The following is a 21,810-nucleotide window of genomic DNA, read 5'->3' as shown; positions in this document are numbered from 1 at the left end:
AATTTATAAAACCTAGAAATCCCTTATAAACAAAGGACTTAAGATACCTTAAGAAAAAATGGAAATAAAAAATAATCAAAAATCAATAGTCTGTGGATAAAATTGTGTATTTTTTGTGAAAACCTAGTTAATTGTTTCTAAAACCTTAAAAAAGGCCTCTTGCACCACAAGGTTTACAGAGGTATTCTGTAGAAAAATTTTATCATCTTCTTTATAGCTATCTGAAACAACTAATTTCTTCATCATAGCTAATTTATTAATTGAGACAAATACTTTTCCTTTCTGAATTTTTTCTACCACAGTTGCCTCACCTGACCAATTTTCATTCTGCATTAAAAATACCAACTTCCAATGCAAATTAGAGGCTCTTTCTGTTTGTCTATTAGCTTTAATAGGGATATCCACTTCAGCTATAAGTTGACGAACCTCTTCTGAAGAAATTAATTCCAAATGATTTAAATATCTTCTTAATTGATAATGAACTAATAAATCTAAATATCTCCTAAGAGGGCTTGTCACTTGTACATAATTTTCTAACCCCATGCCTGCATGTTTCCCAGCTAAGACAGAGTATTGTCCTCGCTGCAATTTTTTCCTTGTAGCAAACATATTAGATAAGGTATCTAAGTTATTTATCTCATCCTCTGTAAGACTATGTTCAGCCTGAACTGAGAAAGGAACTGGAATGTTATGTTTAAGGCAAAACTGTCCTACAGCAACACCCGCCATCAACATAGTATCTCGTACCAAAATTCTAGAGCCTAGCCTTGGAAGATCAGAAATTTTAACGATGCTTCCTTCCTCAAGCTTTATTTTCACTTCTGGAAAATCTAGCTCTACTGCACCATTCTCTAATCTTTTTTTTGTAAATCGTTGAGCATACAAAAGTATTTCACCCAGATCCAAAGCATTTAAATTAGCTTCAGCATATTCATAACTAAGTCTAGACACCTTTATATTACTAAAACAAATTTCTATACTATTAATATCCCCGTTTTCATCTACTTTAAAACCAATAGATAATGCCGGAGAAATTTCAGTTAATCCTAAACCTAAGTTATCCGTTGCTTTTTTAGGTAGCATAGAGACAATAGCTTCAGGAACATATAAATTTGAACCTCTTGCTCTTGCTTCTAAATCTGCTGAACTATTAAAATCTATTATGGATGTTGGATCTGCTACATGGACCCACATTTTATTATTATGTCCATCCCAGCTAATAGCATCATCAGGGTCATGACTATCCTCATCATCTATTGCATACGCTTGCAAATGAGTCAGGTCAACTCTATCTGTAGAATCATTAGATTGAATTTCCGCTGGATTATCTTTTAATTCAGCACCATACCTTTGCAAATAAGGATTATTATATTCATTCCAATAACCTATCTCTAGAAGTAGCTTATATGCGTTACTTTCATTCTCTTCCATAGATATATTTTTAAAGAATCTACAGGTTGTGCTTTTTAAAGTAGCTAGATTAACAATTTCTTTTATAAACTTTTCATCTTCTGGGAGATAAGTTTTATTATTAAGTCTTTCTAGGAAGCTATTTATTTCTTGCTCTTTTCTTTGTTTCTCAAGCTTCTCAGCTATTATTTTTTTCTTTTTCTCTTCTGAATGGATATTTATTGATAAATCTTCATTAAAACTAAAATACTCTCCTTCGGAAACTAGAAGCCAAACTGTATAAGCTTCATTAATACTAAGCTTATCAAATAATAATTCACCGAGCTCCTCTATAGAAGAATGCTCTTGCTCTTGTAAAAGCTCCCACGTTGTTTCTAATTCGGACACCTCAAGTTGTTTCAAACTCTGAAGATTAAAATCTTTTTCATTTTCTATCAATAAATCAACATTCTTGGGAGGAAGCTTTATATTTTTACCATCTAAGGTTTCTATTTCAACTTTTTTATCTAATATGCTTAATACCTTTGCTGGCTTAGACTTAAAAATAACTAGACTATTTTTTTGCATTGAATATTTTTACTTCTCTTCTTTCTTAACAGCAATTCCCAACTCATTTAATTGCTCTAAAGACACAGTAGAAGGAGCTTCCGTCATTAGACAGCTTGCTGTCTGTGTTTTAGGGAATGCTATTACATCACGGATATTTGTAGTATTTGTAAGAAGCATAATTAATCTATCAACACCAAAAGCTATACCTCCATGAATTGGAGTTCCATAAGATAATGCATCTAACATAAAGCCAAACTTCTCACGAGCTTCTTCATCAGAAATTCCTAATAAATTAAACACTTTAGCTTGCATATCTTGCTTATGAATACGAATAGATCCACCACCAACTTCATAACCATTAATAACCATATCATAGGCTCTAGAAATTAAAGCCTCAGGATTTTTCATTAACTCTTCAGTACTTTCTACTTTAGGTGCAGTAAATGGATGATGCACTGCATATAATCTATTATCATCTTTTTCAAACATTGGGAAATCAATTACCCATAATGGAGCCCACTCTTTAGTAAACAATTCAAGGTCTTCACCAATTTTTGCTCTTAATGCTCCCATAGAGTCATTAACTACTTTAGTCTTACCAGCACCAAAGAACAATAAATCTCCTTCTTTTGCACCTGTTCTTTCTATTACTTTAAATAAAGTTTCTTCAGAAATATTTTTAACTATAGGAGATTGTAAACCTTCTTTACCTTGAGATAATGAATTAATCTTAATATATGCAAGACCTCTAGCACCATAAATACCTACAAACTTAGTATAATCTTCTATCATTTTTCTAGTAAGTTTTTCATTACCTTCAGGTATTCTTAAAGCTATAACTCTTGCCTCCGGATCATTTGCTGGACCCGAGAATACTTTGAACTCCTCATTTTTCATATCCTCTTTGATATTTACAAACTCTAAAGGAATTCTTAGATCTGGCTTATCAATACCGTACTTATCTATAGCTTCCGCAAAAGTCATAACTTGAAATGAGGTCTCAAATTTAACACCAATAGTTGACTCAAAAAGTCCTGCTATCATTTTTTCCATAGTAGACATAATGAAAGCTTCATCAATAAATGAAGCCTCAATATCTATCTGTGTAAACTCTGGCTGTCTATCTGCTCTTAAATCTTCATCACGGAAACATTTAACGATTTGGTAATATCTATCAAAACCAGAAACCATCAGAATCTGTTTAAAAAGCTGTGGTGACTGAGGAAGTGCATAGAACTTACCATTAAAATTACGGCTTGGTACCAAATAATCTCTTGCGCCCTCTGGCGTTGCTTTTGTTAAAAATGGAGTCTCTATATCCAAGAATCCATTATCATCTAAAAAGCGTCTTACATATCTAACAGCCTTCGCTCTTGTAATAAGCTTATTCTGCATTTCAGGCCTTCTTAAGTCTATGTAACGATACTTAAGCTTTACATCTTCGCCTGTAGTTTGAAAATCATCTAATTGGAAAGGGATAGTTTTTGATTTATTTATTATCTCAAGATCTTCACCAATGATTTCCACCTTACCACTAGCTAGATTTTTATTCTCTTGACCTTCTGGTCTTAAATTAACAACTCCAGAGGCTTTTATTACAAATTCCCCTCTTAAGCTATCAGCTAATTTAAAATCCTTATTATCTGGGTTAAATACTAACTGTACCAAACCACTTCTATCTCTAATATCTAAAAATATAACCCCACCATGATCTCTACGGCGATGCACCCAACCACAAACAGTAACTTTTTGGTTTTCTAATTTCTCATTTATATCTGAACTATAATGTGTTCTCATATCAAAATAATTCCTTCAAAAGTTTTTATAAAAGTCATAGACAAAATTTAATCATTGTATTATAGCAAGAAATATCCAAGAAGACTAAGTTACATAAACAAAAATAAAATAATTGTAAAGCGTGATTAGCTTTCAGTTAAACATTTACAAAGCTAAGCCTGTAATGTAATTTTGTATTTAATGAATAAAATTATTTAACAAAATATGGCAAACATAGAAAATATAAAATTAGACTTTTTAAGTTTAGATGATTATCAAGAACTTAAAGAAGCAATGATTGAAGTATACAACATTGAAGATCCTTACTGGAAAACCCATCAAATAAGCTCTCTAATTAAAAAATTCCCTGAAGGTCAAGTTGTTATCCGAGTAAACGATCAATTAGCGGGATGTGCTCTATCTATTATCGTGGATTATAAAAAGTTTGGGCATAAACACACTTATAAGAAAATAACAGGTAATGATACCTTTAACACGCATGATGATGAAGGTGATGTACTGTACGGTATTGACCTATTTGTTAAGCCGGAATTTAGAGGTATGCGCTTAGGTCGTAGATTATATGACTATAGAAAAGATCTTTGTGAAAGGCTTAACCTAAAGAGCATAATTTTTGGCGGAAGAATTCCAGGATATCATGAATATGCTGATAAAATGACTCCTCAACAATATATAGCTAAACTAAAGAGACAAGAGCTACACGATCCTGTTTTACACTTTCAACTAAGCAATGATTTTCAACCTGTTAAGATAATTAAATCATACTTAGATGATGTCGAATCTAATGATTATGCTGTTCTATTAGAATGGACAAACATTTACTATGAAGAAGAGCAAAAAGATGCTGCCCCAATCAAAAAAGATGTTCGCTTAGGGCTAATACAATGGCAGATGCGTCCTTATAGAGGGTTGGATGAATTGATGCAACATGCTGAATACTTTGTGAATGCCGTCTCTAATTACCGATCAGATTTTGCTCTATTCCCAGAGTTTTTTAATGCTCCTTTGATGGCTGAGAATAATCATCTATCAGAGCCTGAAGCAATTAGAGAACTAGCTAAACATACAAAACTAATTACAGATAGATTCTCTGAATTTGCCATTTCTTACAATATAAACATCATAACTGGAAGTATGCCAGAGATGAAAAATGGACGTTTATACAACGTAGGATATTTATGTCGTAGAGATGGTACTGTAGAAAGATATGAAAAACTCCATGTAACTCCAGATGAAGCTAAAGTATGGGGTCTACAAGGCGGAAGTAAACTTGAAGTTTTTGATACTGATTGCGGTAAAATCGGAATTTTAATTTGTTATGATTCTGAATTCCCAGAACTAAGTAGAATACTTGCTGAAGATGGAATGGATATTCTTTTTGTTCCATATCTGACAGATACTCAAAACGGTTTTTCTAGAGTAAGAAACTGTGCTCAAGCAAGAGCTATTGAGAATGAATGCTATGTTGCTATTGCGGGCAGTGTTGGTAACTTACCGAATGTGCATAACATGGATATTCAATATGCTCAATCTATGGTGTTTACTCCGTGTGACTTTGCCTTCCCTCCTACAGGAATAAAAGCTGAGACAACTCCAAATACTGAAATGATTCTGATTGTTGATGTTGATATTAATTTATTACGTGAACTTAACAAATTCGGAAGCGTTAGAAACTTAAGAGATAGACGTAAAGATCTATATGATCTAAAACGTAAAAGCTAAGTATTTTTCTCTTATATCGCTATAGCTCTAAGTTTTTTATTTAGATATGGCGATAAAGCAAATAATACTAGAGCAGCTATTGAGCCTAATAAAGTAAAGTAAATAAAAGCTTGGAAATAAGTGTCTATAGTTTCTATAGGAGCTATTGAACCAGCCTTTTGACTACCACTAATTAAAGCTCCAAAATTAGCTGCCAAGAAATTTGCAAAAGCTGAGCTTAAAACCCATACTCCCATGAAAAATCCCACCATTTTCTTAGGAGCAACTGCACTAACCATAGCTAAACCTATCGGACCAATAAATAATTCTCCTGCCGCTTGTAACATATAACTTAGATTTATCCACCAAGAAGAAATAAAGCCCTCTTTAGCTGTTAATAGAATTGCCAAAACCAAAACTAAAAAAGAAATGCTCATAACTAACAAACCTGTAGCAAATTTAGCTGGATATGCATATGAGCCTTTCTTAAATCTTCGACCCAATAAAGCATATATTGGACCAAAAAATATTATAAAAAATGGCTCCACCGATTGATAAGCGCTTGTTGGAATAACAAATCCGAGTATTTCTCTATTTACATTCCTCTCTGTGAAAACATTTAGCATCCCACCACTTTGTTGTAGCAGGATCATGAAAATCATATAAAAAAAGGTTAGAGTAACTGTAATATATATTCTGTTTCTATCATATTTTTCAGATTTAAAAATAAAATAAGAAATTAGAAATAATGTAGATAAACCTATCAAGTATAAAATACTACTAGCCCATACTGGATAAACTAATAAAACAAAAATAAACAAAATCAGACCACAAATAAATGTGCTTAAAATTATCCAAAAAGAATAATTATAGGCCGTTTTCTTTATATTGCTGGTTTTTATATCTTTATAGTATTTCCCTCCTTTTATAAAGATAACCAACCCTACTAACATGCCAACGCCGGCTATACCAAACGCTAGATTCCAACTAATAGTTATTGCGATATATGAACATACTATTGGTGCGATAATTGTTCCCAAATTCATACCTATATATAGTAAAGTAAATCCCTCATTTCTTTTATAATCATTATTTACAAATAGACTCCCAGTAATTGCTCCAATACTTGGCTTAAATAAACCAGTACCTACAATAACGAAACTCAAGCCAGAGAAAAAATAGTAGTTATGGCTGTCTGGAATAATCATCACAAAATGACCTAACGCTATAAGAGACGCTCCAATTATTATTGATCTATATTGTCCTATATATTTATCAGCTATTAGTCCACCTATTATAGGAGTTCCGTAAACCATAGAAGCATACGCACCATAAATAAGATACGCTTTAGCATCCGACATCCCGAAAAATTTAAATAAATATAGAATCAATAAAGCGGTAATTCCATAATAGCTAAATCTTTCCCATAGCCCGGTTAAGAATAAATAGACCATTCCTTTAGGGAATTTTGCTTGGGTTGAAGCTACCAGTTCCATGCTAGTTCTCCTCTAGCTTTTTCTAGTGATTGATCTAAATCATTTATTAAATCTTCTGCATTTTCTATCCCAATAGAAAGTCTAACTAATGTATCAGTTATTCCATATTTTAGTCGCGCTTCTCTTGGCATAGATGAATGAGACATAAGTGCTGGGATTGAAGATAAGCTCTCAACTCCTCCAACACTTACTGTAATAAAAAACAGCTTTAATGCTTCTAAAAATCTCTTTGCGGTATTAATATCTCCATTTAATTCTAAGCTTATAATACCTCCAAAACCTTTCATCTGTTTTTTGGCAATTTCATATGTTGAGGAGCTTTCTAAACCTGGATAATTAACTTCTTTAACTAAATCATGTTTACTCAACCATTTAGCCAAACGTAAAGCATTGTCATTATGCTTTTGCATTCTTAAAGCTAAAGTTTTTAAACCTCTTGCAGCTAGAAAACTATCGAAAGGACTTGCAACAGCTCCTCCAGATACTTGAATGAATTTTATTTTCTCAATAAGTTCTGGATCATCTTTTACTACAACTATCCCACCTATAACATCTGAATGCCCATTTATATATTTAGATGCGGAATGGACTACTATATCTGCCCCTAAAGAAATTGGTGTTTGGTTATATGGAGAAGCAAAGGTATTATCTACCGCTAATAATAGATCATGCTTTTTACAAAACTTACTAATTTCTCCAATATCGAGAACTTTAAGCAAAGGGTTAGATGGGCTTTCTATCCACACAATACGAGTATTTTCTTGGACACTATTTTCTAACTGATCTAAATCATTAAAATCTAAATAAGTAACACTTAAGCCACTAGTTTTCTTTTTAACCTCTTCAAATAAGCGATATGTGCCCCCATAAATAGCATCAAAAGCTATGATATGGCTATTAACATCTAAGATATCAGCTACAGCATTTATCGCAGCCATACCTGAAGCAAAAGCAAAAGCAGCTTTTCCTTTCTCAAGCTCTGCCACAGCATTTTCATATTTAAAGCGACTTGGGTTACCACATCTACCATATTCAAAAGCCTTGTACTCTCCCGGAGTTTCTTGACGATATATAGAAGTGGTATAAATTGGAGTCATGATAGCCCCAGTTGAATCTTCACCAGGATTACCAGCATGAACAGATAGTGTTTCGAAATGAGCTTTTTGTATAGTCATATTATATTCCTCAAAGTTTTAGTTAAACAAAAAGCCTGCTAAAACGTAAAAGAAAAATATAATACGAATCGCTTTAGCAGAATTTATAAAGCGCTCGCAAGTTGAATTAAATCAGCGCTATGTTAAGACAGCTTAAATGACTAAAATTTATGATCAATACTTTTTATAGCAATTTATTTTGAAAAAATATTCTTTGAAATACTCTTAACTAATTTCATTCCTTTAAAAGGATTAAAGAAAATCGAACTCATTGATAAATGATCAGCTCCTGCTTCAATATATTTCTGAGCATCTTCTAAAGTATAAATACCTCCACCGCCTATGATAGTTACACTATTACCAAACTCTTTTCTAGCTTCCCTTACAGCTTTTAAAGAATACTCTTGTAGTGGATAACCAGATATTCCACCCTTATCAGTAGGAATTGTATTACAAAGATGAAAGGTTTTAATTCCAACAGCTAGATATTCTTTTATTTTTTCATTTGCATCTATAGTTGGAGGGAATTTAACAATTAGATTTTTATCTTTTTTGAAGAGCTTTGCATTCTCACTTGGAAAGTCACATATCTGAGCATTTGGACAGCCAATATTTATTTCTATATTTTTATTATTATTAAATCTTTCCGAGTTTAAAATATCTGCGAATTTCTGCCAATCCCCCATCTCTAGAGCTGCTAGAGATATTATATCCTGAGCTCTCCTAGGAGGATTAATATTGGCTAAACCAGGATTTCTAAGTCCGATTTTATTTCTCCAAGCATTTTTATCTATTTTACGAATAGTCTTAATGGCCTGCTTGATAAGTCCTTTTCTTTGAGAAATTGTAAAAGATCCATAAACATTAGATGTACTTTTGAATTTTAAATATCTTCCAAAAGGAGGGGAAACAATGATATTTTTTAGATTCTTATTTCGCATAAGTGTCAGAAATTAGATTATCTCTGATCTAGTATTCTAACATTTTTATTTCTAATAGAAACAAAAGAAACTAAATATATTTTTTCAGTTTTTCTAAAATGTTATCCGCTTTGAGAAGAGGTCTTCCGACTATGATATAGTCAACTTCCAACTCTTTAGCTTTTTGAGGAGTCAAAGCATTAAAATGATCATCTGAAGAATCTTCTTCAAGCCTTACACCTGGAACATATAGCTTAACCTCTTTGCCAAACTTTTTACGCACATCTGCAACTAGAAATGGATGACAAATAAAATTACGAACACCTAGATTAAAGCATCTCTCAAACTTTATTAGAGAATCCTCTTTATCAAAATCAGCATCACTACTAAGTGTGATAACTGCTAGGGCAATAGCATTAGTTTTAGCAGTTAAAGCTGCCTTAATCATCTTGTCGCTAGCTGTCCCATGAAAGGTAAAATATTTCAGATTTTTAATTGAGTTTGAATAGTTCTCAATAGCTGTAGCAACTGTGTTTGGAATATCATGAAATTTAAAATCTAAAAATATATCTTTATCTCCAACAAGCTTATTTATATCATCAAAAGATAAAGTAGAACATAAGATATGCCCTATTTTTACACAATCAACATGCTTAGCAATAGTTGCTGTTTTTTCTAATTCTGACTCAGATATACCATCAGCAGAGAACATAATTTTCATAATAAAAACTCTTATTTTCAAAGTTACAAATTAATTTACTAAATATAGTAAACCACATTTTGTTATATCCTGATAGGATCAATATATAAACGGCTCAAATAATAAAAAATATAAAGAGTTAAGTCAACCTTAATCTTTAGGAAAACCACCTTCTGATACCTTCCATAGCAGCAGGAGCCATAAATTCAGTATCATTAAAATCAAACCATTTAATTTCAGAAATTTCTGCACATGGTTTTATTTCTTGATCTATATTGCCCGTATAGCACTCTAATATAACCGTATCTGTCCTATCATGATTATCTGTAATAGTTTTACCTAAATACGTTAAACTTTCTGGAGACATATTTAAATTAAGCTCTTCTTTTAACTCTCTTATAAGAGTCTCTTTTGGTTCTTCACCTTGTTCAATTTTACCACCAGGGCAATACCAGATTGTGTTATCTCTAACTCGTACAAGCAGAATCTTATTATCTTCAACAGCTAAAAGAGCAGAACAGTAGATCATATAAAATCTTAATATGCTTTTTAATAAAAGATATGATTACAAAAAAATAAAAATATCTCTACCCAAAAACATTGTCCAATATTTCTTAATCAAATATACTGACTAAAACTTTTCCATAGATTTTATAATATGAATATTGTCGAATATGCTAAAACTCGTTATACAACAAAAGCTTATGACCCTTCAAGAAAACTTACTAATGAGCAAATACAACAAATAAAAGATATTCTTAGATTTACTCCATCTAGTGTAAACTCTCAACCTTGGCATTTTATATTAGCTACTTCAGATGAAGCAAAAGCTAAAATTGCAAAATCTGCTGAAAATATCCACCCTAAAAATGTAGTTAATATTAAAGATGCTGCTCTAGTTATAGTTCTTTGCTTAAGAACTGATATAAGTGATGACTACCTAGAAGAGCTTTTAGTTCAAGAAAGAAAAGATGGTAGATTCCCATCTATCGAATTTGAAAAGCTACAAGAAGCCGCTCGCAGAAAGTTTACCTCATTACACAAATATAATCCTAAAGACCTTAGACACTGGGCTGAGAAGCAAGTCTACATAAGTTTAGGCGCCATTTTACTTGGCCTAGCTGCTTTAGAAATAAATGCCACTCCAATGGAAGGTATTGATCAAAATATTATAGATGAAGAGTTCAATCTAAAAGAAAAAGGGTTCTCAGCTTCTGTGGTTGTAACTGCTGGTTACAGTTCAGAAGATGACTTTAATGCTAAATTACCTAAATCTAGGCTTTCTGAAGAAAAAATTTTTACGGAAATTTAACCCAATACTTAATGCCCTTAAATCACACTGGAGATGATTCGATGAGTAGTAATTTAGAGAAAATTACATCAATAGCAGATATGCGTAAAATATACCACCGTAGAGTTCCTAAAATGTTTGTTGACTATTGTGAATCAGGCTCATGGAAAGAACAAACTTTAGAAAGTAATCAAAAAGATTTTGGCAAATATCTATTTAAACAAAAAGTACTTACAGATATACAAGAACGTTCTCTAAAAACAAAAATACTAGGTCAAGAATTCAATATGCCACTAATGTTCGCTCCAACTGGTTTACTTGGAATGCAGCATGCTGACGGCGAAATTCATGCTGCTCGAGCTGCTGAAAAATTTGGTATTCCTTATATTATGTCAACTATGGCTATTTGCTCTATAGAAGAAGTTGCTAAACATACTACTAAGCCTTTTTGGTTCCAGCTATACATGATGAAAGACAGAAAATTTATGGCTAATCTAATAGCTAGAGCAAAAGATGCTGGCTGTAGCACACTAGTTTTAACAGCTGATTTACAAATGATTGGTGATCGTCACGTTGATGTGAAAAATGGTATGACAGTTCCACCAAAACCAACGATTAAAAACCTAATTAATATAAGCACAAAAACTCGCTGGTGTTTAGGTATGCTAAAAACAAAAAATAGAACCTTTGGAAATATAGCAAATCATATTGAAAATGCTAATAATCTAGCATCCTTAGGTAAGTGGACAAGTGAACAGTTTGATTTAAGCTTAAATTGGCGTGATGTTGAATGGGTCAAAAATCAATGGGATGGTCCTATGATTATTAAAGGAATTATGGATATTGAAGATGCTATACTCGCTCAAAATACTGGAGCAGAAGGGATTGTTGTCTCAAACCATGGAGGCCGCCAATTAGATGGAGCTCCTTCAAGCATCTCTGTATTAGAAGAAATCGTTGATGCTGTTGATAGCAAACTTGAGGTTATTATAGATAGTGGAATTCGCTCAGGACAAGATTTGCTTAAAGCAAAAGCTCTAGGTGCAAAAGCTGGAATGATAGGTAAAGCACTAAATTATGGTATTGGAGCTTATGGAGAAAAAGGAGCCCAAAGAGTATTAGAGATTTTCTATCAAGAAATGGATAAGACTATGGCATTTTGTGGTCATACTGATATTAATCAAGTAAATAGATCTATATTAATACAAAGAAATTAACTCGCTAAATAATCTAATATCCCTGCACAGACAACATATTGAATTAGGTGTAAAAGTATAAGGACAACAACCATTGGTATAACTAATAATTTCTTATTTTTACCAAATGCTACAAATATTATCGCAAAAAGCATTGGAACATAACAAGCAAGCTCAGTTGCACCATATACGGTTGTCCATACAAATCCATTTGCATGTAAAAGATTATAAACACTATCAGGCGATGTCAAAAATACTGTTGCATAACCCAGAAAAATACCTGCAACAAACCAAAATATTACTAAAAATAAAATCTTTAGAAAGTAATCAAGTAATACATATGCTTTTTTCATACTTAAATCCTATATCTTTTTAAAACTCTAAATAACTTAGAAAATAAAGCTGCTTAAAGATTAAACTAGAAGATTAGCTGTTTCAATATAAAATTAGTTAGATAACTATTAGTCCAATTTAAACTTATCATCACATATAGAAGTCTCATCAATATATTTAATAAACTCTTTAAATAATTCTGTAATCATTAAGCCATGATAATGTTTTACGCCACTAGCAGCAAAACCAAAGCCATATGTTTTAAATAATGCCGTTCTTGTGAGTCCTTGTATTAACTCATACTGAAGAGAAGCTTCTTCTAAACTTTGCTTCTCTCTCACCAACGTTAAAGAGTGATCTATAACAAGAATATTAAAACCTTCTTGCTTGTCTTTAACATTATAATAACTATCAAAATTCGCACATAGATCTTTATATACTTCTATTACGTCATAAATGACTATAACTTCCTCTTTATCAAGCGCAGAAACAATCCTAGAAAATTTATTATATTTATCTTTAGAAATATCTATATCAGCTTTTTTAATTTGATTAGCAATAAGCTTAGAAAGTAAATTAAGATTTTCCTCAGATAATCCATTTATTACTTGCATATGCATATTATAAGCCATCATTGCTAAATCATCTTTCTCAGAATCTGATAAAGAGTTAAAGTCTATATTTAATCCTTCTATATTTTTTTGTAATATACCTGTTGAAAGGCTTAGTTGCTTACCCAATATCTTAGCTATACCCATTGTTGCAGCTAATGTGGGTTAAGCATACTAACCCCTATAACAGAAGCATCATACAAATTAGATAAACTTATAACATTTTTACTAGCCATTTACTTATTAAGAACTTCTTTCTTCTCAAGCGTTTTAGCATAAAGCTCCTGATACTTAGCAAGCTTCTCTTTTTCGACTGCAACTACAGCTTCTGGAGCATTTGCCACAAACTTTTGGTTAGAAAGTTTATTTTGTACTCTCTCAACTTCTTTTTGCAGCTTCTCTAGCTCTTTATCTAGCCTTGCAACTTCTTGCTCAACATCAACCAAACCTTCTAGAGGAATATTTAATTCTAAACCTTCTATAACTTGAGATAAAGACGTCGGTGGATTATCACTAAATTCAATATTTTTAACTCTAGCTAGCGCTTTTATAAAACTCTCTGTCTGTCTTAAGTAACTTTCTTCTTTCTCAGCTATATCTTTAATAATTAAGTCTATTTCTAAAGATGGTTTAATGCCTACTTCACTACGCATATTTCTAAGAGTTGTAACTACATTTTGTAACCATGAGATAACAACCTCATCTTCTTTAGCTACAAGCTCTTCTTTAGCTACTGGATAGGACACATCCATAATAGTATCTTTAGCATCATTTAAATGAGCTTTAAGCTGCTGATAGATACTCTCTGTGATAAATGGTACAAGAGGATGAGCTAAAGCCAGGATATTCTCTAATACTTTGGTTAAAGTATATTTAACTCCATTTTTTTGCTTCTCAGATAAAGACTCATCTTTTAAAGTAACTTTTGCAAACTCAACGTACCAGTCACAATAGTTATTCCATACAAGGTCATAAATAGTATTTGCTACTAAATCAAATCTATAATTCACAAGGTGTTTATGTACATCTGCAACAGCATTATTTAAAACACTCCAAATCCACTTATCTGCAACACCTAATTCATAATTATCACAAACCTTATAATCATCTAAATTCATCATTACGAATCTTGAAGCATTCCAAAGTTTATTACAGAAGTTACGATACCCCTCAACTCTAGCTGTATCGAAACTGATATCACGAGATGTAGAGGCCAACGCTGCATAAGTAAATCTCACAGCATCTGCACCATAAGCGCTAATGCCCTCTGGAAATTCTTTTCTTGTAGCTTTCTCAATCTTAGCTTTCATCTGTGGTTGCATTAAACCAGTGGTTCTTTTTTCAAGCAAGTCTTCTAAAGATATACCATCTATCAAATCCACAGGATCCAACACATTACCCTTTGATTTTGACATTTTATTACCTTCGCTATCACGAATAAGTCCAGTAATATAAATATCTCTAAATGGCACATCATTCATAAAATACATACCAAACATCATCATTCTAGCAACCCAGAAGAAAATAATATCAAAACCAGTTACAAGAACGCTCGTCGGATAATATTTTTCTAACTCGGGAGTTTTCTCTGGCCAGCCTAGTGTACTGAATGGCCATAATGCAGATGAGAACCATGTATCAAATACATCTTCATCTTGTTTAATAACAGTTTCAGCTGATAGATTATATTTAGCTCTAATATCAGCCTCATCTTCACCAACATATACATTACCCTCACTATCATACCAAGCAGGGATTCTATGCCCCCACCAAAGCTGTCTAGATACACACCAGTCCTGTAAATCACGCATCCAAGCAAAATATGTATTCTTCCAGTTATCTGGAACAAACTTCACTTTACCAGTTTCTACAGCTTCTATAGCTGGCTTCGCAAGCACATCCGCCTTAACAAACCATTGCCTAGTTAGATACGGTTCTAAAACCTCACCAGTTCTATCTCCAGTCGGTACTTTTAACGCATGAGGCTCTATCTTGTCTAACAAACCTAAAGAATCCATATCAGCAACTATTTGCTTACGTGCTTCAAACCTATCTAATCCTTGATATTTTGATGGCACATTAATATTTAGTGCAGCATCATCAGTTAAGATATTTAGCATCTGCAAATTGTGTCTTTTACCCATTTCATAGTCATTAAAATCATGAGCTGGCGTAATCTTCACACATCCTGTACCAAAATCTTTCTCAACATAGTCATCGGCTATTATAGGAATCTGTCTATCTGTAAGTGGTAGATTTACCATCTTACCAATAAGGTGAGCATATCTCTCATCTTCTGGATGAACTGCAACTGCCATATCGCCAAGCATCGTCTCTGGACGAGTTGTTGCTATGATAATTTTCTCATCACTATTTGCTATCGGATAAATGAAATGCCAAAGCGAACCCTTTTCTTCTCTCTGGGCAACTTCTAAGTCAGATACTGCAGTTTTTAACTTAGGATCCCAGTTTACTAATCTCTCACCACGATATGCCAAACCATCATCATATAATTTAATGAAACATTTTTTCACCGCATCTGAAAGACCATCATCCATTGTAAATCTTTCTCTATTCCAATCAGGAGAAGCTCCTATTCTACGCATTTGAGAAGTTATAGTTCCGCCTGAAAGCTCTTTCCACTCCCAAACTTTACTTACAAAGTTTTCACGCCCTAAATCATGCCTAGAAATACCTTGAGCATTAAGCTGCCTCTCTACAACCATTTGCGTAGCAATACCTGCATGGTCTGTACCTGGTTGCCATAAAGTATCTTTACCAGACATTCTGTTATAACGGATCAAAATATCCATTAAAGACATCTGAAAACCATGCCCCATATGCAGAGTTCCTGTCACATTTGGAGGAGGCAGCATTATTGTATAAGTATCTTTTGAATCAGTATTACCACAAGCAAACTTGTTTGAAGATTCCCATTTTTTATAATTAGACTGCTCAATCTCTTTAGGATTGTAATTTTTATTCATCTCTTGAGTCATTCTTAAAACCTATATAAATTGCAAAAACTTAGAAAAATTTAATGAGAGTAATTTTAGCAAGGTTAAGAGAAAAAATATAGAAACTAAGATCCTTTAAACAACTACTAAGAAAGAATAATTAAGTATATAGGAATTCCCACACTTATATTAAAAACAAAAGTTACTACTAGTGCTAAAGCCACCATTAACCCAACATTACCACCTTCAACTGTTTCTGACATAGCTGCTGGAACAGCTATATATGATGCTCCACCAAAAAGCATTGCTAGTAATAATGTGTTACCTTCTCCTAAATGTATAGATGATCCTATTAAGATAGCTAAACATGATAAAATTATTGGTACTATCACGGCAAATGCTATTAACTTTATTCCCGCTTTTTTTAATAAACCTATCTGCTCACCAGCAGAAACTCCCATACCTAAAAGAAAAAGAGCAAGCATTCCTTTAAACAAAGCAGAAGTTAGTGGGGCCATATCTAGGTTTCCATCATCACCACATAAAAAACCTATAATTAAACTTCCAACTAATAAAATAACTGAATAGTCTAACAAAGCTTCTTTGGCTGACTTCCTAAATATTGTTGACTGAGATACTAAAGGACTTCCTTTCACTACGAAAAGATAATATATCATCATCCCTGCAATTATTGCGGGAAATTCCATCACGGTTAGAGCAACTATCATATATCCATTGTAGCTAATATTATCAGCTATCAATACATTTAAAGCTGTTATAAAAGTCACCGCACTTACCGAACTATATGAAGATGCTATTAAGACTGAGTCAGGTCCTGTTTTTAAAACCCATTTTTTTAAAAGGAAAAATAAGACAAAAGGCATAAAAAATGAAAATAGCATACATATTAGTATTACAAAAATGCCATTGGAATCTATTCCATTATGATAGATCTGAAATCCTCCTTTATATCCAATTGAAATAAGTAAATATATTGAAAGAAACTTTTTTATATCATCTGGAATACTAATATTACTTTTAAATATAGCTGCAATAAGACCAAGAAAAAAGAATAAAATAGGTGGGGATATTAGTGAATTCATTTTGTTAGCTGAAAAGGTTTTTAAATTAAATATATCACAAAGGTTTAAACATTAAACATCAAAGTTAAAATATGTATCTTTATACGGCTCATCTTTCAGTGTAAAGTGCCACCACTCTGTATCTAACGGCACAAATCCAGCATCTTCCATTAATCTTTGAAGTAATAATCTATTAGCTCTAGCCTGTGCTGGGATATCAACATAATCAGGATGAGACTTCTCACTAAAACAATCAAATCCAGTACCAAAATCTAAACTATTATCAGGATCTCTTTGACTATATGGTGCCGTACATGACACTTGCTTTGATCTATGTTCAGGAGTTTTACTATCTATCGGCACTATTGTTAGATCCATAGTACTACCTCTACTATGCCCTGACTTTGCAGCAATATAACCATCTTTAAAGAGATTCTTTTTATCAACCTCTTCATAAAAAGTCGGTTTCATCTGAGTAGCTTTAGTATCTGCTGCCCATTTGACAAAATTATCCACTGCTTTCTGCGGTCTATAACAATCATAAACTTTTAATGACAGTCCCATTGGCACAAGCTTATCTTGAACTTGGCTTAATGCTTCTGCTGCTTGATCTGTCAGATAACATTTACCTTCATTATAGCCATCTATCTTTTTTCCAACGAAATTAAAATCAGAAGCATACCTCATGTCTACTTGTATAGAAGGTATAACCTCCTGCACGTTCACAAAATCATCTGGTATATTTTGAGAAAAAGCAAATTGAATACTTATAAGTGAACTTAATAAAATAAAAACTTTCTTGAACATTTTTATTTGCTACTCAATTAAAGAAATCTTTTTAAAAGTATAGCATAATTATAAAATACTCTACTTCAGAAGCTTTTAAGATGTTACTTAAATATTTTTTAATCTACTTACTTATTGGCTTAACTGTTATTTCTATTTTATATAAAAGAAGCTTTTTAAGGGCTCAATTATTTTGGATTGCTGTTGTTTGCCTTGCCCCAAATATTTCTGGTGTAATAATATATTGGCTGGCTCAGCTAAAAAAGCGTGGTCAACAAGACTGTTTTCCTATTGCCTTATTATCCACAAAAAATAGAGAGGCTCTCTCTACTCCGTTAACTAATTTGATGACATATTATCAATTATCTGCCCTACCTTATTCTAAAACTGAATTTTTCTACGAAACTAAAGATATATATCAATGTTTTGTAGATCAGATACATACTGCAAAAGAAAGTATTTTCTTAGTTACCTACATTTGGGATTTAGATACTATTGGTAATAAACTTATGCATCTGTTAGAAGATAAAGCTAAAAAAGGTGTACAAGTTAAAATAATAGTCGATGCCTTTGGTTCAAATGTAACGTTTTCGTTAAAGAAAAACTTACAAATACGTAAGCTACGTAAGAAAGGTATTGATATAGTAGTGTTTAACTCTCTATTTGGCAGCTTATTATTTAGAAATCACTACAATCCTAGAAATCATAGAAAAATATATATTTTTGATAATATCACTACTTTAATAGGGGGAGTGAATATTAGCGGCAACTACTTAGCTAAAGGTAAAAATTCTTGGAAAGATGTGATTCTAAAAATAGAAGGCGATATTACAAAAGGATATACAAACCTATTTGTGTCTGACTGGAATTACGCATCTAAAAACTCTTTAGAATTTTGTTATGAAGGGTTTTATCTTGAAAAAAATCCTCAAAAATCAGCTTATATTATTCCTTCAGGTCCAGATATACAAAGTGAAATATTTTATAATACATTAATTTCTTTACTAGCTACTGCTAAGAACAAAATAACTATTATTACACCTTATTTTATCCTGTCTGATCAAATATTTTCTTTGATTAAAAATGCCGCTTTAAGAGGGGTAAATATAACAATCATAATACCTTTTAAAAGTGATGGTCTGATTGCTACCCTTCTCAACTATAACTATGTTAGAGATTTAGAGAAATATAATATCAACTACTTTTTATATACTAAATCCATGTTACATAGCAAACTAATATTAGTTGATAATGAGGTGGTCCTAATAGGTTCAGCAAATTTAGATTATAGAAGTTTATTTATTAACTATGAGATATCTACTCTTTTTCATGAAGAAAAGTTAATCAAAAATATTAATAACTTTGCAGAAGATCTAAAAAAAGATTCGATCCGAGAACTTCCTAAGAAAAATTTGATTAGCCTAATACCTGAAAAATTATTAAAGCTTATCGCACCTTTATCTTAAATAATTTTAGATTTATATAACTTATTTAAATTCCTATTATATAAGAATAATCCAAACAGCCCTAATAAAGCACAAACTATAGCCACAATACTAAATCCTAGATAAATTTTGCCTGATATCACAGCTATAGAATGACTAGCTAATGGAGCAAACCCTCCCACTAGTGCAAACGCTAAATTATAACTTAAACCTACACCAGATAACCTAACATCAGTAGGAAACAAATCGCATATGAAATATAACGCCACAGATACATACATACCAAATAATATAGTTAAAACACTAGTTCCAAAAATTACTGCTAACGGAGTTTTAATACTCGTTATTATATAAATACTTGGGAAAACTAATATTAATAATAAGAAACAAGCTATTGCATAGGTTTTTCTTAGCCCGATTTTATCTGCCCTATAGCCAAATACATATGTAGCTATTGATAAAGCTAATAAGCTTGGTGCTAATATGAAAGATATTTCTGAAGATGGTAAATCAATTAACTTACCAACAAGCTCATGCATATATAATGTAAGCATAACACCACCAAATGCAATCACAACTGTCAAACAAGTTCCTGCAACAACTCTCAGGCTATATTTTTTGAATAGCACTAAAAATGGGATTTTGTCTTTCTTCTGCAAGTTTAAGAACTGCGGAGTCTCATGTAGATTTAAACGCACATAATAACCAAAAAATGCTAAAATACCGCCGAAAATAAAGCTCATTCTCCAAGCATAATCACCAAAAAGTACTCCAAAGAAATATGCGACTAGATCTGAAAATAAGAACCCAAATGTAATAAAGGTGAACAATAATCCAAATGCTGCACCAAAGTTTTTCTGAACAGACTCATAAACTATCACATATGCTGCAGGAAGCTCTCCACCTAGTGCAACTCCCTGTAAAACTCTCAAAGCAACAAAGAGTACTGTTGCTGTAATACCAAGAGTTGCATATCCTGGTAAAACACCCATTAAGAATGAACAAATACCCATTAACATAATTGTAAATGTAAAGAGCTTCTTCCTTCCTATTACATCCCCTATAGATCCTAATAGTGTTCCTGCAAAAGGCCTAATAATATATGCTATGGAAAAAATAATAACTGTAAAAATTCCTTTTAAGATTTCAGACTCTATACCACTAAAAAATGTAGCGGAAATTTCTTTAGAGAAAACGATATATAAACAAAAATCGTAAAATTCTAGTACGGCTCCTATACCAGATAGAACAACTACTTTTTTATTACTTAAACTACTCAACTTAGTACCCCTAAATAAACAATAAAATTTACAGACTCATCATTAAGAAGCCACAAAATGCAGCATTATTGATAGCCAAAGTTTCATCTACTTGACTCTTCATTTCTAATATTTGACTACGATATTTTTTATAAAAATCCCATGTTGGTTTTGGATTATAAACTACTCCATCTAATTGAAAGGTAGATATAATACCTTTTGTAGTAGTTGGTTTAACAAACACCTCTTCATCAGGCTTATAATAATTTGGTATTACAGTTACTAAGGACCATTTTGCCAATTTATATTGCCCCAATATTTCTACTATTTCTTCAAAGCCTTTTTGCTGATCGCCGTGTAGCATAAGCTTCAAAGATTGAGCTAGTGCTTTTTCTTCTGAAGGTCCCACACTTCTCACAACATCTCTAAATTTTGGCTTTTCAAATATTGAGATTAATGATGACTGACTTATGATTTTAACCATATTTTCACAGATGGTACTTACATCACTAAAAGCACTCTTTTTAAAAAATTCTTGTGCCTGCTTTGTTCTTTGATCCATTTTATGTTTTTTAGCTATCTCTTGCATAGTAGGATCAAAAAAACTATCTGGATATAATGAAAGAAATTTTTGTTCAGCTTTTTTTAATTTATCTGTATTCATATAAATCAACCTTTCTCGTGCTTTGGTTGTATTCCTAACTGCTTATAATAAACATATTTCTTACGTGAAACTGCTAATCTATTTTCCTTTTGATCGACAATTTCTATAATCTCTTTGGGAGCTTTCTTTGCTATGTTCACAGGAAGATTAGTTATATTTATCAATAAATCATGATCTAAAACTAAAAACATATTATCTGTAATAAATACCGGAACATTCGGATACTTATCATACTCTGTACTATTAATTGCACAGAAGTGTGGAATAAAAATATCTTCGCCATCTTTCCAAAGCTTTTCATCAATATGCTTAGCTAACGTCTTATCTGCTAAAATAGCTACTCTCTTTTCTGGAGAATATCCTTTTACAACAAAATCTGTAATATAGTTCATTAGCTCTTCATCGATGTTGGAATTTAAAATACGAAAAGAAACTTTCATGAAACTAATAAACCTCTAA

At 32.2% G+C, this 21,810-nt stretch carries 19 protein-coding genes; 4 read left to right on the top strand and 15 right to left on the bottom strand.

The features are described from left to right. Positions 1-123 precede the first annotated feature (123 nt). Both KX01_RS02605 and aspS read right to left on the bottom strand, forming a co-directional pair. Positions 124-1,977: a ribonuclease catalytic domain-containing protein gene (locus tag KX01_RS02605; RefSeq protein WP_071663509.1), complete on the bottom strand. Its 1,854-nt coding sequence runs from the start codon at positions 1,975-1,977 to the stop codon at positions 124-126. 9 nt (positions 1,978-1,986) lie between these two features. Beyond that, positions 1,987-3,756 (bottom strand): aspartate--tRNA ligase, encoded by a 1,770-nt coding sequence (gene aspS / locus KX01_RS02600; RefSeq protein WP_071663508.1) that lies wholly within the window; start codon positions 3,754-3,756, stop codon positions 1,987-1,989. Between the two features lie 204 nt (positions 3,757-3,960). Between aspS and KX01_RS02595 the strand changes: the two genes are divergently transcribed. Further along, on the top strand, positions 3,961-5,478 hold the full coding sequence (locus KX01_RS02595; protein WP_071663507.1) for a bifunctional GNAT family N-acetyltransferase/carbon-nitrogen hydrolase family protein: 1,518 nt from the start codon (positions 3,961-3,963) through the stop codon (positions 5,476-5,478). Positions 5,479-5,489: 11 nt separating this feature from the next. On the opposite strand, the gene KX01_RS02590 is transcribed toward KX01_RS02595, so the two are convergent. The 5 genes from KX01_RS02590 to KX01_RS02570 form a co-directional block, all read right to left on the bottom strand. Next, positions 5,490-6,953, bottom strand: a complete 1,464-nt coding sequence (locus KX01_RS02590; protein WP_071663506.1) for a peptide MFS transporter — start codon at positions 6,951-6,953, stop codon at positions 5,490-5,492. Continuing rightward, positions 6,941-8,128 (bottom strand): trans-sulfuration enzyme family protein, encoded by a 1,188-nt coding sequence (locus KX01_RS02585; protein WP_071663505.1) that lies wholly within the window; start codon positions 8,126-8,128, stop codon positions 6,941-6,943. Before KX01_RS02585 ends, KX01_RS02590 begins: the two co-directional genes overlap by 13 nt. 173 nt (positions 8,129-8,301) lie before the next feature. Further along, positions 8,302-9,048, bottom strand: a complete 747-nt coding sequence (locus tag KX01_RS02580; RefSeq protein ID WP_071663504.1) for a beta/alpha barrel domain-containing protein — start codon at positions 9,046-9,048, stop codon at positions 8,302-8,304. Positions 9,049-9,118: 70 nt separating this feature from the next. Beyond that, positions 9,119-9,748, bottom strand: coding sequence for an orotidine-5'-phosphate decarboxylase (pyrF, locus tag KX01_RS02575; RefSeq protein ID WP_156860363.1), 630 nt, complete (start codon positions 9,746-9,748; stop codon positions 9,119-9,121). A gap of 136 nt (positions 9,749-9,884) precedes the next feature. Further along, positions 9,885-10,256, bottom strand: a complete 372-nt coding sequence (locus KX01_RS02570; protein WP_071663503.1) for an NUDIX hydrolase — start codon at positions 10,254-10,256, stop codon at positions 9,885-9,887. 129 nt (positions 10,257-10,385) lie between these two features. Between KX01_RS02570 and nfsB the strand changes: the two genes are divergently transcribed. Together nfsB and KX01_RS02560 are read left to right on the top strand one after the other, a co-directional pair. Then, positions 10,386-11,039, top strand: coding sequence for an oxygen-insensitive NAD(P)H nitroreductase (gene nfsB, locus KX01_RS02565; protein ID WP_071663502.1), 654 nt, complete (start codon positions 10,386-10,388; stop codon positions 11,037-11,039). Between the two features lie 41 nt (positions 11,040-11,080). Continuing rightward, the gene (locus KX01_RS02560; RefSeq protein ID WP_071663501.1) at positions 11,081-12,235 is read left to right on the top strand and encodes an alpha-hydroxy acid oxidase; all 1,155 of its coding nucleotides are present in this window, start codon (positions 11,081-11,083) and stop codon (positions 12,233-12,235) included. Here KX01_RS02560 and KX01_RS02555 read toward each other — a convergent pair. The 5 genes from KX01_RS02555 to KX01_RS02535 form a co-directional block, all read right to left on the bottom strand. Next, positions 12,232-12,567 carry a hypothetical protein gene (locus KX01_RS02555; protein WP_071663500.1) on the bottom strand — a complete coding sequence of 112 codons (336 nt, stop codon included), beginning with the start codon at positions 12,565-12,567 and terminating at the stop codon, positions 12,232-12,234. The genes KX01_RS02560 and KX01_RS02555 overlap by 4 nt on opposite strands. A 108-nt stretch (positions 12,568-12,675) precedes the next feature. Beyond that, on the bottom strand, positions 12,676-13,305 hold the full coding sequence (locus tag KX01_RS02550) for a hypothetical protein (protein ID WP_071663499.1): 630 nt from the start codon (positions 13,303-13,305) through the stop codon (positions 12,676-12,678). Between the two features lie 89 nt (positions 13,306-13,394). Next, positions 13,395-16,157: a valine--tRNA ligase gene (locus tag KX01_RS02545; protein WP_071663498.1), complete on the bottom strand. Its 2,763-nt coding sequence runs from the start codon at positions 16,155-16,157 to the stop codon at positions 13,395-13,397. Positions 16,158-16,261: 104 nt separating this feature from the next. Beyond that, positions 16,262-17,218 carry a sodium-dependent bicarbonate transport family permease gene (locus tag KX01_RS02540; RefSeq protein ID WP_071663497.1) on the bottom strand — a complete coding sequence of 319 codons (957 nt, stop codon included), beginning with the start codon at positions 17,216-17,218 and terminating at the stop codon, positions 16,262-16,264. A gap of 51 nt (positions 17,219-17,269) precedes the next feature. Continuing rightward, positions 17,270-18,004, bottom strand: a complete 735-nt coding sequence (locus tag KX01_RS02535; RefSeq protein ID WP_071663496.1) for a M15 family metallopeptidase — start codon at positions 18,002-18,004, stop codon at positions 17,270-17,272. 80 nt (positions 18,005-18,084) lie between these two features. On the opposite strand from KX01_RS02535, the gene KX01_RS02530 reads away from it, so the two are divergent. Then, entirely contained in the window at positions 18,085-19,449 is a 1,365-nt protein-coding gene (locus KX01_RS02530) for a phospholipase D-like domain-containing protein (RefSeq protein ID WP_071663495.1), read from the top strand. On the opposite strand, the gene KX01_RS02525 is transcribed toward KX01_RS02530, so the two are convergent. The 3 genes from KX01_RS02525 to KX01_RS02515 are packed head-to-tail and all read right to left on the bottom strand — an operon-like array spanning position 19,446 to position 21,791. Further along, positions 19,446-20,708: an MFS transporter gene (locus KX01_RS02525; protein WP_071663494.1), complete on the bottom strand. Its 1,263-nt coding sequence runs from the start codon at positions 20,706-20,708 to the stop codon at positions 19,446-19,448. The genes KX01_RS02530 and KX01_RS02525 overlap by 4 nt on opposite strands. 28 nt (positions 20,709-20,736) lie before the next feature. Further along, entirely contained in the window at positions 20,737-21,351 is a 615-nt protein-coding gene (locus KX01_RS02520) for a hypothetical protein (RefSeq protein WP_071663493.1), read from the bottom strand. 5 nt (positions 21,352-21,356) lie between these two features. Beyond that, a complete protein-coding gene (locus tag KX01_RS02515; RefSeq protein ID WP_071663492.1) occupies positions 21,357-21,791 on the bottom strand; it encodes a DNA polymerase III subunit chi in 435 nt (144 codons plus the stop codon). Positions 21,792-21,810: the final 19 nt, after the last annotated feature.

This window comes from Francisella frigiditurris, from assembly GCF_001880225.1.
GTDB classification, from domain to species: Bacteria; Pseudomonadota; Gammaproteobacteria; order Francisellales; family Francisellaceae; genus Francisella; species Francisella frigiditurris.
The sequence above is the reverse complement of the archived record's forward strand: the minus strand, read 5'-3'. Positions and strand labels throughout refer to the sequence as shown.

Excerpts from the sequence above, each read along its gene's own strand:
- KX01_RS02605 (WP_071663509.1), bottom strand. The coding sequence starts at position 1,977 with ATGCAAAAAAATAGTCTAGTTATTTTTAAGTCTAAGCCAGCAAAGGTA.
- aspS (WP_071663508.1), bottom strand. The coding sequence starts at position 3,756 with ATGAGAACACATTATAGTTCAGATATAAATGAGAAATTAGAAAACCAA.
- KX01_RS02595 (WP_071663507.1), top strand. The coding sequence starts at position 3,961 with ATGGCAAACATAGAAAATATAAAATTAGACTTTTTAAGTTTAGATGAT.
- KX01_RS02590 (WP_071663506.1), bottom strand. The coding sequence starts at position 6,953 with ATGGAACTGGTAGCTTCAACCCAAGCAAAATTCCCTAAAGGAATGGTC.
- KX01_RS02585 (WP_071663505.1), bottom strand. The coding sequence starts at position 8,128 with ATGACTATACAAAAAGCTCATTTCGAAACACTATCTGTTCATGCTGGT.
- KX01_RS02580 (WP_071663504.1), bottom strand. The coding sequence starts at position 9,048 with ATGCGAAATAAGAATCTAAAAAATATCATTGTTTCCCCTCCTTTTGGA.
- pyrF (WP_156860363.1), bottom strand. The coding sequence starts at position 9,748 with ATGAAAATTATGTTCTCTGCTGATGGTATATCTGAGTCAGAATTAGAA.
- KX01_RS02570 (WP_071663503.1), bottom strand. The coding sequence starts at position 10,256 with ATGATCTACTGTTCTGCTCTTTTAGCTGTTGAAGATAATAAGATTCTG.
- nfsB (WP_071663502.1), top strand. The coding sequence starts at position 10,386 with ATGAATATTGTCGAATATGCTAAAACTCGTTATACAACAAAAGCTTAT.
- KX01_RS02560 (WP_071663501.1), top strand. The coding sequence starts at position 11,081 with ATGAGTAGTAATTTAGAGAAAATTACATCAATAGCAGATATGCGTAAA.
- KX01_RS02555 (WP_071663500.1), bottom strand. The coding sequence starts at position 12,567 with ATGAAAAAAGCATATGTATTACTTGATTACTTTCTAAAGATTTTATTT.
- KX01_RS02550 (WP_071663499.1), bottom strand. The coding sequence starts at position 13,305 with ATGGGTATAGCTAAGATATTGGGTAAGCAACTAAGCCTTTCAACAGGT.
- KX01_RS02545 (WP_071663498.1), bottom strand. The coding sequence starts at position 16,157 with ATGACTCAAGAGATGAATAAAAATTACAATCCTAAAGAGATTGAGCAG.
- KX01_RS02540 (WP_071663497.1), bottom strand. The coding sequence starts at position 17,218 with ATGAATTCACTAATATCCCCACCTATTTTATTCTTTTTTCTTGGTCTT.
- KX01_RS02535 (WP_071663496.1), bottom strand. The coding sequence starts at position 18,004 with ATGTTCAAGAAAGTTTTTATTTTATTAAGTTCACTTATAAGTATTCAA.
- KX01_RS02530 (WP_071663495.1), top strand. The coding sequence starts at position 18,085 with ATGTTACTTAAATATTTTTTAATCTACTTACTTATTGGCTTAACTGTT.
- KX01_RS02520 (WP_071663493.1), bottom strand. The coding sequence starts at position 21,351 with ATGAATACAGATAAATTAAAAAAAGCTGAACAAAAATTTCTTTCATTA.
- KX01_RS02515 (WP_071663492.1), bottom strand. The coding sequence starts at position 21,791 with ATGAAAGTTTCTTTTCGTATTTTAAATTCCAACATCGATGAAGAGCTA.